This is a genomic window from Azospirillum sp. B510, assembly GCF_000010725.1.
Classification (GTDB): domain Bacteria; phylum Pseudomonadota; class Alphaproteobacteria; order Azospirillales; family Azospirillaceae; genus Azospirillum; species Azospirillum lipoferum_B.
Window position 1 is genome coordinate 1,690,003 of record NC_013854.1, and the last position, 15,310, is coordinate 1,705,312.

At 63.7% G+C, this 15,310-nt stretch carries 11 protein-coding genes and 1 tRNA gene; 5 read left to right on the forward strand and 7 right to left on the reverse strand.

Annotated elements, in window-relative coordinates; all coding sequences use genetic code 11:
• Nucleotides 1-83: 83 nt before the first annotated feature.
• The 3 genes from AZL_RS07785 to AZL_RS35375 all read left to right on the forward strand — a co-directional run bounded on the left by AZL_RS07785 (nucleotide 84) and on the right by AZL_RS35375 (nucleotide 3,447).
• Nucleotides 84-944 carry a helix-turn-helix transcriptional regulator gene (locus tag AZL_RS07785; RefSeq protein ID WP_148219249.1) on the forward strand — a complete coding sequence of 287 codons (861 nt, stop codon included), beginning with the start codon at nucleotides 84-86 and terminating at the stop codon, nucleotides 942-944.
• A 229-nt stretch (nucleotides 945-1,173) separates the two neighbouring features.
• Nucleotides 1,174-2,358 (forward strand): calcium-binding protein, encoded by a 1,185-nt coding sequence (locus AZL_RS33310; RefSeq protein ID WP_012974082.1) that lies wholly within the window; start codon nucleotides 1,174-1,176, stop codon nucleotides 2,356-2,358.
• Nucleotides 2,359-2,784: 426 nt separating this feature from the next.
• Nucleotides 2,785-3,447, forward strand: coding sequence for an HNH endonuclease (locus tag AZL_RS35375; protein ID WP_148219250.1), 663 nt, complete (start codon nucleotides 2,785-2,787; stop codon nucleotides 3,445-3,447).
• Here the strand turns inward: AZL_RS35375 and AZL_RS34115 are convergent.
• Nucleotides 3,422-4,528 carry a DNA cytosine methyltransferase gene (locus AZL_RS34115; RefSeq protein WP_148219251.1) on the reverse strand — a complete coding sequence of 369 codons (1,107 nt, stop codon included), beginning with the start codon at nucleotides 4,526-4,528 and terminating at the stop codon, nucleotides 3,422-3,424. The two genes, AZL_RS35375 and AZL_RS34115, sit on opposite strands and share 26 nt — an antisense overlap.
• 151 nt (nucleotides 4,529-4,679) lie before the next feature.
• Here AZL_RS34115 and AZL_RS34120 point away from each other — a divergent pair, with 151 nt between their 5' ends.
• Nucleotides 4,680-5,075, forward strand: coding sequence for a very short patch repair endonuclease (locus AZL_RS34120; RefSeq protein ID WP_197540131.1), 396 nt, complete (start codon nucleotides 4,680-4,682; stop codon nucleotides 5,073-5,075).
• A gap of 365 nt (nucleotides 5,076-5,440) precedes the next feature.
• Here the strand turns inward: AZL_RS34120 and AZL_RS07800 are convergent, their stop codons facing one another.
• Nucleotides 5,441-6,781: an IS1380-like element ISAzs3 family transposase gene (locus tag AZL_RS07800; RefSeq protein WP_012973088.1), complete on the reverse strand. Its 1,341-nt coding sequence runs from the start codon at nucleotides 6,779-6,781 to the stop codon at nucleotides 5,441-5,443.
• A gap of 156 nt (nucleotides 6,782-6,937) precedes the next feature.
• On the opposite strand from AZL_RS07800, the gene AZL_RS34125 reads away from it, so the two are divergent.
• Nucleotides 6,938-7,276, forward strand: a complete 339-nt coding sequence (locus AZL_RS34125) for a hypothetical protein (RefSeq protein WP_158305967.1) — start codon at nucleotides 6,938-6,940, stop codon at nucleotides 7,274-7,276.
• A 178-nt stretch (nucleotides 7,277-7,454) separates the two neighbouring features.
• Here AZL_RS34125 and AZL_RS33840 read toward each other — a convergent pair whose 3' ends face one another.
• From AZL_RS33840 to AZL_RS07825, 5 genes are all read right to left on the reverse strand, one after another.
• Nucleotides 7,455-9,170 (reverse strand): site-specific integrase, encoded by a 1,716-nt coding sequence (locus AZL_RS33840; RefSeq protein WP_012974086.1) that lies wholly within the window; start codon nucleotides 9,168-9,170, stop codon nucleotides 7,455-7,457.
• 104 nt (nucleotides 9,171-9,274) lie between these two features.
• Nucleotides 9,275-9,349 (reverse strand) — tRNA-Gln (locus AZL_RS07810).
• Between the two features lie 119 nt (nucleotides 9,350-9,468).
• On the reverse strand, nucleotides 9,469-11,574 hold the full coding sequence (locus AZL_RS07815) for a glutamine amidotransferase (protein ID WP_042442790.1): 2,106 nt from the start codon (nucleotides 11,572-11,574) through the stop codon (nucleotides 9,469-9,471).
• Entirely contained in the window at nucleotides 11,574-14,333 is a 2,760-nt protein-coding gene (locus AZL_RS07820; protein ID WP_012974088.1) for a DUF4159 domain-containing protein, read from the reverse strand. Before AZL_RS07820 ends, AZL_RS07815 begins: the two co-directional genes overlap by 1 nt.
• Before the next feature lie 54 nt (nucleotides 14,334-14,387).
• Nucleotides 14,388-15,305, reverse strand: coding sequence for a DUF58 domain-containing protein (locus tag AZL_RS07825; RefSeq protein WP_012974089.1), 918 nt, complete (start codon nucleotides 15,303-15,305; stop codon nucleotides 14,388-14,390).
• Nucleotides 15,306-15,310 lie beyond the last annotated feature (5 nt).

Genomic DNA, 15,310 nt, shown 5'->3' on the forward strand with positions numbered 1-15,310 from the left:
GCCGTGTGGCGGACCGGACGAACGTGACGCCATCCATAACCCGGTACAAGATGGGTGGTTATCCTGGTATAAAAACTGCCACCATGATCCGCATACCCGCCTCCATCGATCCGGCCTCCACCGACCCGATTGTCGATCGCCGCCACCTGCTCGCCTCCTTTCTGCGCCGCCACCGCGAGCGGTTGACTCCAGCGGAAGTCGGCGTGCGAACCGGCTCCACCCGTCGCCGTACACCCGGCTTGCGGCGGGAGGAACTGGCGCAGCTCTGCGGCATCAGTCCAACTTGGTACACATGGCTGGAACAGGGGCGCGACGTCTCGGTCTCACCCGCAGCGCTGGCCCGTCTGGCAGAGGCGCTGCATCTGACCCCGGCCGAACGAACCTATCTGTTCGAACTGACGCGCAAACGCGATCCGGACGCTCCGGCAACGGGGCGGGCGGACTGCCCAGCACCATCGCTGCTAGCCGCGTTGGCTGCTATGACCGCTCCAGCCTATCTCCTTGACCGGTCCTGGAACGCAGTCGGCTGGAATCCCCGGGCGGAACGACTGTTTTCCGGCTGGCTAGCCGGCGCCGAGAAGAATCTGCTGCGCTATGTCTTCCTCGATCCGTCGGCTCGAGATTTCATCCAGGATTGGGAGAATCGCGGTCGCAGGCTGGTGGCGGAGTTCCGCGCGGAAGCGGCCCGGTATCCTGACGATGCGATACTCCAGCAGCTGGTCGACGGGTTGCGGCGGAGCAGCCCGCTGTTTGCCACGTTGTGGGAGGATCAGAGCGTTCTGGAGCGCGAGGGTGGCCTGCGCGGCTTCAATCATCCGCAGGATGGCGCGCTGACATTGGAACAGGTGACCCTGCGTCCCGGCGACCGATCTTCCTACACGTTGGTCATGCTGGTCGAACCATCCGGGAATGAGAGCGCGGAGTTCCGCGAAGCAGGCCACTGACCGGGCGGTCCTTTCCGTTTGCGGCGATCACCGACGGCTAATGACCCTATTTTTGGAACTTTCTGTTGTCGCCCATTGCGTAAAAATGCGCGCGCATGTTTTCTTAATCCTATGATTGTGCTACTCTTGAGGTGATCGTCTTCCAGCTTGAAGGGGGGCTGGCGACCATTCGCATGAGTGACACGCACCGAGCTGGGCATCGACATAACACGAAATCAGGGGAAGACCTATGGCGCGCTTTGTCGCGGGTAGCACATCTGCGGTTAACACTGACAATATCTACATATCAGATCTTCTATTTTCACAAATAACAAATACAACAAACAATTTTATTTCCGTGAACTACGGGGGTGGGGCAACCACCGAATTCTATGGAAATTTTGTATACAATTCAACGGGCTCCAGCGTGGTGGGAGGGACGATCACCGCCATACGCTCACTCTCGAACGGCACGCTGAGCTATACTATCGATGATTTGTCGATTCCAGCAACCACCTTCCTCGGATGGTTGTCCAGTTCCCGGAACGACACCGCACGCTCCACGATCTTGTCCGGTTCCGACATCATGTACGGATCGGATTTTAATGACACGATTCGGGGGTATTCGGGGAACGATACTATTTTTGGTGGTGGCGGGTCGGACCTGCTGGATGGCGGGGCTGGAAACAACTACATCGATGGTGGTTCTGGTGACGACACCGTCCAACGTCACTCGACCGCGGCGTCCAGCACCACCTTCAGCTATGGCGGGTCCGTCTATGTCTATGACTCGAACGGCTACGACCAACTGACCGGGGTTGAATACATTCGCTTTACGGACCGGACGGTCGCCACCTCCGGCGTTTCCGCGTTCGACCCGATGTCTTATCTGGCGGCAAATTCCGACCTTGCGGCGGCGTTCGGCGCGAACAGGACGGCTGCGCTGAACCATTACCTGAACTCCGGCATCCGCGAACGCCGGTCGGTGACATTCGACGCCGCAAGCTACCTTGCGGCCAACCAGGACCTCGCTGCGGCCTTCGGCGCGAACACCGAGGCGGCGACCCAGCATTACATCACCAACGGCAGGCTGGAGAATCGCAACACGACCTTCAATGCCATGAGTTATATCGCCGCGAATCCCGACCTCATCCAGGCCTTCGGGACCAACACCACCGCTGCGGCGCTCCACTATGCAACTGTCGGGCGTCTGGAGAACCGCTCAGTCAACTTCAACGCAACGGCCTATTTGGCACGCTATTCCGATCTGCGCTCCGCGCTCGGCAGCCAGAATGAGGCCGCGGCCACCACCCACTACATCCTTTCGGGCTTCCGTGAGGGACGGTCGGGCGCTCCGCTGACCTCCACCACCACGCGCATCGCAGCGCCGTTCATGCCTAACGAGGCTTCACCGGCTCTGGCGGCAGCGGTGTAGGGGCGCGGACATAGACCAGACGGGCGGTCTTGCATTCTCCAGAATGTCGATCCGCCGGGGGGCCGCCCGTCACTACCGCCAGCGCATCGTGCCGGACGATGCCATTGACTCGATTCCGCGCCTAGAAAACGCGACCCCCCCAAAGGGCAGGTCATGATTTCGGCTATCCGGAAACAGGAAATTTGGCTGGGGCGCCAGGATTCTGCCCCAGTTTCATTAACCACTGACACGGCCTAGCGTTTGACCCACTCCATCCCGCTGCTGGGGAGGGAATTGTAGCGGAGAAATGTAGCAGAGCGTACAGCGACTGTTGTAACGGCGCAGGCCGCAGCGCCATGGAGTTATTGGTGTAGGGCTTCATCTTCTTGCAACACTTACCTCCAATTTGTATTCTCCTGATGTCCTAAATATTGCAGGTGGTACATCGTGGTAGACCTTCTGGTGGGGAATCCTCCTTACGCAGGGCAAGTGAAGCCGGTTAAGCTCCCTGCCCACCTCCAAAAACTGGTCGACCTCCTGCCTTTGAATGTGCCAGTCCACCGCTTGGCCGTTGCAGAAGCCTACGGCAAATCTAATTATGCCCGCCGCATCCGTAAGATCGTGGCCGAATACGGTTGGGTGATTGACCGAGAGCGCCGGGGAAATGGCTCGAATGATGATTGGTATATTCGCCGTTCGGAAGGCCCGGTGCGTCCTGCGTTCATCCGCCGCGAGGTGGCGCCCAAGGTTCGCAAGGTTATCTACGATCGAGACGAGTGGGTCTGCCAAATGTGCGGCGTCGATGTCGGGGTAGAACAGGATCTCACGAAAGCTCAATGCGACCACAAGGTTCCTGCCGAGCGGGGTGGCCCGTCCACTCCCGTTAATCTCCAAACGCTCTGCCTTCAATGCAATCTGAAGAAGCGGCAGGCCTGCAAGCACTGTGATCTGCCGTCTTGCGATCACTGTCCCTATGCGTTTCCCAGAAACTTCGAGAACTTGCTGGTTCTTCGACTTCCGAAGGATACTGCGAAGAAGCTGGCGGAGTTGGCAGATATCCAAGGAGTTCCGCCAGCAACCATTGTTACGCGGCTGATCGAGCAGTCATAACGTCGGTTTCGAACATGAGGGCAAGAACCGTTTCAGCTATTCGGCGAGCAAGCAGAACCGGGACGGCATTTCCGATCTGCTTTGCCGCCTGATAGTTGCTCCCGGCGAACTTGAAGTCGTCGGGGAATGTCTGAAGACGGGCACCTTCTCGTACCGTGATGGAGCGGTGGGCCTGCGGGTGAAGGTATCGACCCTTTTCGGGCTTGAGGAATTCAGTCCGGATAGTAAGTGCTGGTTGATCCCAAAGCAGCCTGCCCATTAGGTCGGCGCTGCCTCCGCTCTTTGGGTTCTTATTCTTCCAGCATGGTAGCTGGATTTCATCGGGGATGTTTTTCCGGTTGCCGCCGGGCGGGATTGCCTTGTATCGGCGGATGGACAATTCCGAGGCGTTTCGGAAATCATGACGATTGATATTGTTCGGTTCCAGCGGTAAATCGCCAATGGCATCCCTGACAGTCCGCCAAACCGGCTGCCCAAGAAGGTTCAGCTTTTGCTGGTGAGTAGGCATCGGGAGACGGGGCTTGCCGACACGACTGCCGATGATTATCGCCCTCTGTCGCTTCTGCGGCACGCCGAAATCGGCAGCGTGCAACACTGCATGGGCGAGTTGGTATCCAAGTCGAGCTGCTTCCCGTTGGATGCCTTCCCAGGCGAAATGCTTGAAGAAGTCCGGGACGTTCTCCACCACAAAGAGCTTGGGCTGGGCCTGTTCAACGCATCGCATGTACTCCGCCCACAGCCCGTTGCCTTCATAACTCTTTTCGGTTGGCAGGCCATGAGTCTGTTTGCCGAGTCGGCTGAAGCCCTGGCAGGGAGGACCACCAATCACGACATCGGCCGCTGGAAAGCTCTCAATCTGCCGAATGTCCCCACAGATAATATGGTCTCCGAAGTTGAGCCGGTAGGTTTCAGCAGCGTGGCGGTCGTCGTCAATGGCGAAGACCGGGCGGAAACCAGCTTGTACAAACCCGAGCGTCAAGCCCCCCGCCCCGCAGAACAGGTCGATTAGTTTGGGGGGCGTTCCCGAGTCGGCTGTGGGCAGAGACGCCGAGTTGGCAGTTTTGAGGCTCATTTCATCCATGCAAATCGCCGTTGCGCACACAATCTAATGAACGTCCTGGGATCGGGAGACGTTCCGAAATTTACTATATCGGGGTGGTGTGGCTCGCACACCCCCAAAGTCTTGGGGGCTGCAATTGGACATCTTTAGCTCGGAAAAGCGTAGCGCCATCATGAGCAGCATCCACGGGCGAGATACCAAGCCTGAGTTGCTGGTGCGTCGCTTTCTGCATAGCCGTGGACTGAGGTTTCGACTTCATGCGAAGACGCTACCGGGTTGCCCTGACCTAGTTTTTCCTGGTAGGCGTGTGGCTGTGTTCGTCCATGGGTGCTTTTGGCACGGGCATGAAGGATGCAGGAAAGCTCGGCTCCCAGCGACGAGGGAGGAGTTTTGGCGCCGTAAGATCGGACGGAATAGAGATAGGGATGCAGAAGTCCGCGCTGCTCTTGAAAGCATGGGCTGGCGGGTATTGGAGGTTTGGACCTGCGAAACAAACCTGAACCGGCTGGAGTGTCTGTATAAGGACATCTGGTCCTCACCGACAGCTCATATCCGAAAGAAGATTTGAGAGACTGATTTATAATACTCGGTGCGGCATATTTGTCCATAATACATCGGTCCATAATCCCATCCTCCACTGGCATGTAAAATTGGGAAGTTGACGGCGTGGTCTTTTGTCAGAGTTTTCCCAAAGTCCCGGCCATCTGTCCCACCCTTTTATCCTTGTCCTTCGTGAGTGAGGACTTGTTGCAATTCGGGTAACTAGCCGCCTTTATTCACCAGGGTGGCGAGCGGTCTGGTCGCCGCGTTGAGATGATCAACGTTGGGCTGTATGGGCGCGCGTCGTCGGCCGCCGCGCTGACGGCGGCGTGACGGTGTCGGAGTTGGTGGTGGAGGGGATTGGGTGACGGCTGGGGCACGCTGCCCCGGTGCTCAGCAGATGAGCCGGGGCATGCGGCCGAGGGCGAGGTGGATGATCGCCTGATCAGGCGCGCTGGTCGGCAGGTGCACCTTGATCTGCGTCTTCATCTCCACGATACGCGCGGCGGTCTTCACCAAGCGCAGCCGCAAGGTGTCGAATTGCACCGTGCGCCAGCGGGAGCGTTTCGGCATCAGCGAGCGCAGGCTCCACAGCAGCCAGTACGCCCCGGCGTGCAGGAACAGGCGGAACTGGTTGGCCGTCGCCTTGGTGCAGGAGGTCCGGTCTGCGGCAAGGTGGGATTTCCAGGCTTTTATATGATTTTCCGCCTGTCCCCTCGCGCAATACAGGCCGGCATACAGCCAGCGACCCGTGCCGTGGCGTAGGTTGGTGACGATGAAGCGGCTGTCGGTGCCCTGGTCTCCTGCCTCGACGCGCGCGACGATGCGGCGGACCCGGCTCCAGGTGCTGGCCCCGTCATAGAATTCCTTGAAGCGGCGCACCTTGTCGGCTCCGGGCATGGCCTGGAAGCGCGCCGCGGTGCTGGCCTCCAGCGTGGTGACGTGACGGCGCAGTGTGCTGCTGGTCGGCAGACCGAGCACGTAGTCGAGCCCCTCCGCCTCGCACCAGTCCAGCACCTCCGGGCAGGCGTAATGGCCGTCGGCGCGCAGCAGGATCTCGGTCTTGGGCCAGTTTGCCCGAATGGCGCGGAGCAGGCGACGCAGGAAGGTCCGGATCTCCGTCCCCTTGGGCCGCTTGGCTGGGCGCAGCACAGCGGTGACAAAGCGGCCGTTGCCGTCGAAGACAACGATGGGCTGGAAGCCGTACTCGTCATAATGGGCGTTGAACAGGCGCAACTGCTGACCGCCATGCACCGTGTCGAAGGTGTCGTCTACATCCAGCACGATGCGCTTGGGCACCTGGCGAAAGGACGCGCAGTAGAGATCGACCATGGCTCGGCCCATGCGCAGCAGTGCGCGGGTATCCGGCAGGTTCTCCAGGCGCGAGATGGTGGCTTGCGAGCAAAGGTCACGCTCGGACGGCAGGCGTTCCAGGGCCATCTTGAACAGCGGGTCGGAGCGTAGGCTGCCGGCGTCGTTGCCGTCCTCGTAGCCCGCCGCGATGGCCAGCAGGCGAAAGCCGATGATGTCGGCCAGCGAATGCACGGTGCGCGTTGGATCGCGCGGGTCCTCAATACAGGCGGCCAGCCGATCGGCAATCCGCAGCCGCTTCGCCACCTCCCGCAGCACCAGCAGCCCGCCATCGGAGGACAGGCGGCCGCCATCAAAGCGCCCGATCACCGGCTTTCCAGCAACGGGTGACAGGCCGGGCAGCGGCAGGGTATGATCAACCATGGCGGGTGGGCGCTCCGGAAACGGCAGGAGTTGGCGTCAGCACCCAAATCCTACGGCCGCTCAACGGATGCCGCTACACCCGCCAACCCTCATGAATTTTCCCGGCTAGGACTGAGGGCAGTCGTATTGATCTGGATGTCGGTAGTGGTGTGGGTCATGCTCATAATTTCCATTGGGTTAGATGCTGATGATAGGGATCTACTCGGCGGTCTGGCGACCGTGGTTGGGGTAGTGGCAGAGGAGAGGGGGAGGGCGGCAGTGGAGGTGAGTATGGGAAGACGATCCAACCACACATCCAGGGATTATTACGGCGCCAGGGGGGGGTATAAGGAGATAGCTCTGAAAATCGTCCTTCAGCATTGTAATCGAAAAAAAGTCAAAAAATTCTTCGCATTAGTATTCACTGGTGGGGATTGGTCCAAGCTTTCCTATGGGTGTTTTGAAATGTACGGAAATTTTCGTTTGACTGAACTGGAGGTCGTTGGTGGCCACTAACCCCTATATGTCGATCAATAGGGGATGAAAAATCCGTTTTATTCCAATTATTTAGAATGTGTCGCGCGATAGGTTTTCCCGATTTTCCCGGAATTGCGCAGTTCGCCAGCTCAGTCCTGTTCTGTTTGGAAAATGATCACCAGATCCTTGCTCGCGAGTGCGCCGTACTCCCGTGAGGCTAATCGATATAAAGCCAGGAAAGGTCAAGGTCCGGGTTGATCTTGTCGATGGCTGCCTTGAGTTGAACAAGGTTGAAGCCCTTAGTGTAGCGAGCCGTCTCGCCCGTTCCTGCGTGCCCGACAAGGCTTTTTATGATGGGTTCGGGCACTTCGGCCCTCTGCATGAGGGTGATGGCTGTATGGCGAAACGAATGGAAGTCCAATTTGTCTTGGTATAGCCCAACATCTTTCCGATAGCGGGAAAACCACTTGGTAAAGGCATGGCCATAACGCTTATCAGCTCCACCTGGCTCAAGGCCCGGAAAGACTCTACGCTCGTGTCGATCTCGCAGGCCTGCGACATATTGAAGGAAACCGAGGCGCACAAGTTCGGTATGGATAGGAACTCGACGAATTGCGTTCCGATTTTTCACATGGCGGGGTGGTCTGGCGTTGATGTCGAAGAACCAAACGCCCTCCTCGTGACAAACGTCCTCCATGTGGAGCTGACATATCTCCTCCTCGCGCATGGCCGAGAATACGCCGATTAATGGCAGCCAGAACTTCTCGTCCCGTTGAATGCAGGTGCCGGGTTTGGTGCGGCGGGCAGGCGATTGGCAGCCTCGCCAGAGCGTTGATGTGAACAGAGCTTGTAGGTCAGCTGGCGCCCACATATTGCGTTGCTGGTGGGCGGCGACGGTGCTGGGAAACTTGAAGCCGGTGAACAAGTTATCCGTAACATGCCCTCGGGTTTGTAACCATTCCCAGAGGGCGGACATGGCCGAGAAGTGCCGCTGAACGGTCCGAGCAGAGAGCGCATTCCCACGTATGTCGGCTGACGTAGCAGCACGGAGGCTGACGATTTTCTGAGGCGACATGCCACGATATTTGGCGGCCTTACCGTAATCGGCAGGAAGCTGATGGAGCATATCTTTGAACGCACCGGCATCGACCCTCCCATACTCGTTCACGGGTCGATCCCCAATGATGTCCAGAAACAGCTCAAAGGTCTTCTTCGCTTGGTTTCCGGACTGTGCCCGCCAGTGTTTGCTGTTTTCCCGGTCGCTGAGAAAGCTCGTGGTTAGTTCAGATAAGGCAGGCACCAGCTTTGATGCCGGCTTTGATGCCGGCTTTGGTGGTGGAGAAGGGATCGGAGCGGATTCCAGTGCTGCTCGGAGTAGTTTATCTCTAGGCTCGTAGTTGAAATCGCCCTCGTAACGAGCCCTTACTGCCTCAGCTACATCAATTCCCACCCGCAAGATGGCTTGGCGAACTTGGTCGATCTCCTCGGGGGAAAGCGTGTTCGTGAGTTTGTGCTTGTGCAGCATAGCTTCGGTAATAAAAGCCACACCGCGCAAGTCGTTGCGCGCTAATTCATTCTTCGATGATTTTGTAACTTCGGCATAATAGTTAACTCTCTGTTGGCGAGCTTCCTCAGGAATCGAGCCTAGTCTCAGTCGCCAAGTGTTTTCCTGATCCAGCACCTGCTCATAGAAGTCACGCACCAGCGACTCAATTTCTTCCTTGGATAGCATGGGGTCGCCGCGCACTGCCTCGAACAATCCTTCAGAGAGCAGGTATAGCCGACGTGAGCTCTGCTTTGCAGCCTGAATGTCGGAAGTTTCGAGGCTACGGACCAATTCGGTTCGCCCGATGCGACTTCTGAGTTCCTTGGGAACAGCCCGCCGGAAATGAAAAATAACGCCGCGTCGCACGACGTTGGGCAGGGTACGCATGGCCTTTGCTCCAGTCCGACTGTAGCAGCCGATTGGAGCAAGCCGGGTCTGTGCCCTGTTGTTAGGCGACAAACCATAACGCAGTCAGTGTCTTGGGAGAAAGTTGGCTGGGGCGCCAGGATTCGAACCTGGGAATGGCGGTACCAAAAACCGCTGCCTTACCACTTGGCGACGCCCCAACCGGCGCGGCGATCTCTCGTATCGCCGGAAGGAGCGGCACCATAATCGGAAGCCCGGCTGAACGCAACAGCCTGTTTTCAGAAAATTTTCACCGCCGGAACCGGCCTGGCGCCGGGGCTCAGCGGCCCTCCCGCCGCCATGCCATCAACAGCCCGCCCAGCACCAGGGCCAATACCGCCCCCACCGGCAACAGCGGAACATCGGTCACACCGGTCACCGTGTAATCGCCGTTGGCGCGCAGCCCGATCCAGCCCGGTCCGGTCTGGCCGCGGTCGGGCTGGGTGCGCCGCACCTCGATCCCTGGATTGGGTCCGTTGTCGGTATCGGTCACCCAGTGGATGCCGCCGCCGGTCGCGTCGGCCACCGGTTTCATGCGGTCGCCGGTGGACCGCACGTCGGCCAGTTCCGGCGTGTTCACCGCACCGACAACCGCCAGCGTCGTCCGCTCGCCGTCGGAGACACGATAGATGCCGGGTGCCCCCGCGGTCACCGTGGCGACGGCGCGGCCGCCGCGGTCGTCGGTCAATTGCAGCGTGCTGGTCCGGTCCGACGGATCGGTGATGGTGACCGCCCGCGGATCCCGGGTGAGGGAGCGGCGTTCGACCGTGATGCGGTTGCCGTCCACATGGGCGCGCAGGTCGTTCTCCTCCAGCTCCGGTTCCTTCATCAGCCAATGGGCAAGCCGGCGCAGAAGCTCCGCCTGCGGGCCGCCGCCCTCGAATCCGCGGCTCCACAGCCAGATCTGGTCGGAGGCGAGCTGCGCCACCCGGCCCTTGCCGACGCGGTCCAGCACCAGAAGCGGGCGGTTGTCAGCCCCCTGCATCACCACGGTGCCGCTGTTCGGCGTCACATCCACCTGATGGAACCAGCGCCCCCAGGCCGGCGGCGCGTCCGGCCGGTCACCGGGAAGCCCGGCGGTCACCGGATGACGGCGGCCGACATCGGTGACGGTCGGCAGGAAGGGGCGGTCCACCGTCTGGCCGCTGGGTGCCGCCGGCAGGATGGACCCCAGCGGCGTGCGGTAGAGCGACAGCGGGCCGGCATAGCCCTGGCCTGAGGTTTCCAGCAGGGCGCCACCCTTGCGGACATAATCGGCGATGTTCTCCAGATACATCTGCGGCAGCACCCCACGGCGGCGGTAGCGGTCGAAGATGATCAGGTCGAACTCGTCCAGCTTCACCTCGAACAGCTCGCGGATCGGGAAGGCGATCAGGGACAGCTCGCGGATCGGTGTGCCGTCCTGCTTCTCCGGCGGGCGCAGGATGGTGAAATGGACCAGATCGACAGCCGGGTCGGCCTTCAGCAGGTTGCGCCAGGTGCGCTCCCCGGCATGCGGCTCGCCGGAAACCAGAAGCACGCGCAGCCGGTCGCGCACGCCGTTCACCACCACCGCCGCCCGGTTGTTGGCCAGCGTCAGCTCCTGTTTCGCCGCCTCCACCTCCAGCTCCAGGACATTCTGGCCGCCATGGGTGATCGGCAGGTCGATGCGGACGTCGCGGCCGACCGGCACGCGGACGGTGTTGGGGGGGCCGCCGTCCTGGCGCAGCGTCACCGCGGCGTCGGCCGACTGGCGGGCGGGCATGTCGTCCACCCGGATGGTCAGCTCGACCGGCTTGCCGACGATGCCGTAATTCGGCGCCTGCACGATGGCGATGCGGCGGTCGCCCTCGTCGCGGTCGCCGGTCAGCAGCGTGTGGATCGGCCCGATGTCGGCCAGCTTGCCGGGGTTCCGCGGGACGTCATGCACCTGGCCGTCGGTGATGAAGACGGCGCCGGCCATGCGGCGGCGCGGCACGTCGGTCATGGCGCGGTTCAGCGCGTCGAACAGGTGGGTCTCGTTGATGGTGCCGCCGCTCCCGCCGCCCTCGGCGCTGCGGACGACGCGCAGTTCCAGATCGTCGAAGCGCTTCAGCCGCTCGATCAGCTGCTCCGCCGCCCGTTCGGTGCGGGCCCGGCGGTCGCCGATGGACTGGCTCGGCGAATCGTCGATCACCAGGACGGCGACATCCTTGATCGGCTCGCGCTTCTCCCGCACCAGCGAGGGGTTGACCAGCGCCAGCGCCAGGACGGCGACCGCCAGCAGGCGCAGCCATGTGCCGCGCGCCCGCCGCAGCGCCGCGATCAGCACCACCAGCAGGGCGAAGCCGGCCAGGACGCCCAGCACCGGCCAGGGCAGCAGCGGCGCCAGCGCGACGGATAGTCCGGTGAGCAGATCGACGGGCATCACTGGCCGAGCCTTTCCAGGATGGCGGGCACATGGACCTGATCGGCCTTGTAGTTGCCGGTCAGCGCGTACATCACGAGGTTGACGCCGAAGCGATAGGCCATCTCGCGCTGGCGCTCGCCGCCGGGAACCACCGCGAACAGCGGCTGGCCGTTGCGGCCGACCGCCCAGGCCGAGGCCCAGTCGTTGCCGCCGATGATGACGGAGGAGACGCCGTCATTGGCCGCTCCCTCCCGCGCTTCGAGCCAGAGCTGGCCGCCGGCGTAGCGGCCGGGGAAGTCGGTCAGCAGATAGAAGGACTTGCGCAAGACATGGTCCTGCGGCACCGGCGCCAGCGGCGGAATGTCCAGCCCCTGAACCAGCCGTTGCAGCACGGCGGGGCCGCCGCCCGGCGCCTGGTCGCGGGTATCGAACAGGATGGTGCCGCCGTTGCGCATATAGTCGTTGACCCGCTGGCGCGCCTGATCGGACAGCGGCTTCTGGCGGTCGGACACCGGCCAATAGAGCAGGGGGTAGAAGGCCAGCTCGTCCTGCTCGGGATCGACGCCGACCGCACCGGCCGCCTCCACCGCCGTGCGCAGGCCGAGCACGCTGACCAGCCCCTCCAGCCCGGCCCGCGCGGTGTCGTCGACGCCGCTGTCGCCGGTCTGGACATAGGCGAGGTACGTCTCCTCCGTCACCTTGACCGCCTTGTCCAAATCGAGCGCCCGGTCCAGCGCCCTGGCCGGCTGCGGTGCCGCCGACAGCGCCAGGGCGAGCAGCAGCCCGGCCGCGGCCCCTCCCGCGCCACGCCGCAGGCCGGGCGGGCGCAGCAGGCCGCGCAGCGCCAGCGCGATCAGCAGATCGATGGACAGCAGGGCCAACGCCGCCGCCAGCAGCGACGGCTTCAGCGGAACCTCGCCACGCCCGCCATAGCCGTCGCGGCCGACGCCGGCCGGCAGCGGCGGCAGCGGGTCGATGGCGGTGACGGCGGCCGACAGGTTCAGGGCGCGTCGCGCGTCGTCGGTGCCGTAGAATCCCGGCGGATGGCGCGGCCCGATCACGTCGGCCCCGGCATTGCCGGGGATGGGAAAGACGGTGGGCGGCGGCGGAACCAGCCGGCCGATGCCGTCCAGCACCTCGACCGGGTCGAGCGAGGCGGTGGAGGTGGCTCCCGTCACGCCACCGCTGAGCGCCACCAGACGGCGCAGCATGTCGACGAACAGGCCTGACAGCGGCAGGTTCGACCAGTCCGGGCTGGCGGTGGTGTGGACCAGCACGACCCAGCCGTCGCCGCGCTTCTGCGAGGTGACCAGCGGGGTGCCGTCGGCCAGCCGGGCCCAGGTGCGGTCGGCCAGATCCAGGGCCGGCTCGGCCAGCACCTGCCGGTTGACCTGGACATCGGCGGGAATGGTCAGGCCGTCGAAGGGGGATTTGGGCGGAAAGGGCTGGAGCCGCGCCGGCTCCGACCAGGACAGGGCGCCGCCCAGCGCGCGGTCGCCGATGCGCAGCCGCACCGGCACCAGCGTGTCGGCGTGCTGGGCCAGACGCGGGCCGGCGAAACGGACCAGGATGCCGCCCTTCCTCACCCAATCCTCGATGTCCTGCACCTCGGTGCCGGTCAGGGCGCCGATGTCGGACAGGATCAGCACCGCCAGGTCCCGCTTCAGCAAATCCAGCGTCCCGCCGCGCCGCACCTCGTTGTAGGGCGACAGCGCGCGTTCGAGGTAATAGAGGTCGGACAGCAGCGGCTGGCTTTCCCCCTCCGACCGGCCGGAGACCAGACCGACGGGACGGCGGCGCCAGCGTTCGTCCAGCAGCACGGTGGCGCCGGCGGTGGTGTCGCCCTCCACCCGCAGGCTGGCGGCGTCGTTGCGCAGCTCGGTCGGTATGTCCAGCCTCACCTCCCGCGTCTTCTGGCCGGGCTCGAAAGACACGGTCTGGCGGGTCAGCAGCCGGCCGTCGGCGGCGGCGAGGCGGACGGTCACCGGCTCCGGCTTCGCGCCGTTGGCGCGGACGATGCGGGCGGTCAGCGCGGTCCCCTCGCTCGACGGCGGCAACAGCAGATGGGCGGGGCGATCAGCCGAATCATCGAGGACGTCGGCGGAGCCCAGCCGTTGCAGCGCGGCGGCCAGGGCGGCGGCCTGCCTGTCGCCGATGCCGTCGCTGAGCCACACCGCATGGATCGAACCAAGCCCATTGGCTTGGGCGGCCACCTGGGCCGTCACGGACTTCAGGGCATCGAGCGCCGCCGCCCGGTTGGTCGGCCAGGGCAGGGGGACCATCGCCTGGGCCAGGCGGCGGGCCTCCGGTGCCGGCAGGATGGCGCTGGCACGGATCGGCTGGCCATCGGCGGCGGGGATGGCGGGCGGGGCGGTGGGCAGCAGGATCACCGGGCGTTGCTGACGGTCGGCCTGGGCGATCAGCTCGTCCATCGTGCGCTTTCGGGTCGGCCAGTCGCGGCCGGCGGCCCAGCCATTGTCGACCACCAGCAGAAGCGGCCCGCCGCCCGGCAGCGCCGCGCGCGGGTTCAGCAGCGGCCCGGCCAGCGCCAGGATGATCAGCGCCGCCACGACAAGCCGCAGCAGCAGCAGCCACCAGGGGGTGCGGACCGGCGTCTCCTCCCGCGCGGTCAGGTCGCGCAGCAGGCGGATGGCGGGAAAACGGACGGCGCGCGGCGCCGGCGGCGTGACGCGCAGCAGCCACCACAGGACCGGCAGGGCGGCCAGTGCGGTCAAGATCCAGGGGGCGGCGAAGGCGATCGGTCCGAGACCCAGCATTGGCGCGTCTTCAACAGGGGGAAAGGCGGGGGGGTGGGAAGCTCGGCCGGCGCGTCACACCGCCTCCATCGCCATCGCGCCCCACAGGGTGAGCAGCGCGGATTGCGGCGAACGGTCGGTGCGGTGGACGGCGAAGCTCCAGCCGGCGGTGCGGGCCAGCGCCGCCAGGCCATCCTGCTGGGCCTTCAGCCGCTCGCGGTAGGCGTCGCGGACAGCCTCCACCCGGGGCACCAGGAGATTCTGTTCGCCCTCCATGCCACGGAAATCGACACGGCCGTCATAGGGCAGCGTCTCTTCCGCCGGATCGAGGATCTGGACCAGATGGCCGCGCAGGCCGCGGCCCGACAGGCGGGAAACCGTGCCGTGAATCTCGGGCAGGGGCGACAGCAGGTCGCCGAACAGGACGGCCTGGGCATGGCGGGGCAGGGGCTCCACCCGTGGCAGCGGGTCCGGCGCGCTGGCGGCGCGCGGGTCGGTCATCAGCCGGGCGATGCGGTCGATGGCGGTCTTGCCATGGTCGGGGCGCACGCCGCTGTTCAGCAGGGCCACCCGCTCGCCGCCACGGGCCAGCAGGACGGCGGTGGCCAATGTCAGCAGATCCGCCCGCTCCCGCTTGGTCGGCAGACCGCCGGAGGAGCGGAAATCCATCGAGGCCGAGCGGTCGCGCCACAGCCAGACGCTCTGCGCCGCCTCCCATTCATTCTCGCGGACATAGACCGGCTGGGTCTTGGCCGACTGGCGCCAGTCGATCATCGATGGCGCGTCGCCGGGCTGATAACGGCGGAACTGCCAGAAGGTCTCGCCCAGCCCGACGCGGCGCCGGCCGTGGACGCCCTGGGCGACGGTGGCGGCGACCCGCTCCGCCGCGACCAGGAGCGGCGGCAGGGCGGACGCCAGCTCCTCCGCGCGATGGCGCGCCAACAGGGTGTCCGACGGCTGGTTCATCGGCGGGGAGGCTGGAGTTCGCGGCATTACGG

Coding starts and splice junctions, on each gene's coding strand:
- AZL_RS33840 (WP_012974086.1), bottom strand. CDS start 9,170: ATGCGTACCCTGCCCAACGTCGTGCGACGCGGCGTTATTTTTCATTTC.
- AZL_RS07785 (WP_148219249.1), top strand. CDS start 84: ATGATCCGCATACCCGCCTCCATCGATCCGGCCTCCACCGACCCGATT.
- AZL_RS34120 (WP_197540131.1), top strand. CDS start 4,680: ATGAGCAGCATCCACGGGCGAGATACCAAGCCTGAGTTGCTGGTGCGT.
- AZL_RS07825 (WP_012974089.1), bottom strand. CDS start 15,305: ATGCCGCGAACTCCAGCCTCCCCGCCGATGAACCAGCCGTCGGACACC.
- AZL_RS33310 (WP_012974082.1), top strand. CDS start 1,174: ATGGCGCGCTTTGTCGCGGGTAGCACATCTGCGGTTAACACTGACAAT.
- AZL_RS07820 (WP_012974088.1), bottom strand. CDS start 14,333: ATGCTGGGTCTCGGACCGATCGCCTTCGCCGCCCCCTGGATCTTGACC.
- AZL_RS07800 (WP_012973088.1), bottom strand. CDS start 6,781: ATGGTTGATCATACCCTGCCGCTGCCCGGCCTGTCACCCGTTGCTGGA.
- AZL_RS07815 (WP_042442790.1), bottom strand. CDS start 11,574: ATGCCCGTCGATCTGCTCACCGGACTATCCGTCGCGCTGGCGCCGCTG.
- AZL_RS34125 (WP_158305967.1), top strand. CDS start 6,938: ATGCTCATAATTTCCATTGGGTTAGATGCTGATGATAGGGATCTACTC.
- AZL_RS34115 (WP_148219251.1), bottom strand. CDS start 4,528: ATGGATGAAATGAGCCTCAAAACTGCCAACTCGGCGTCTCTGCCCACA.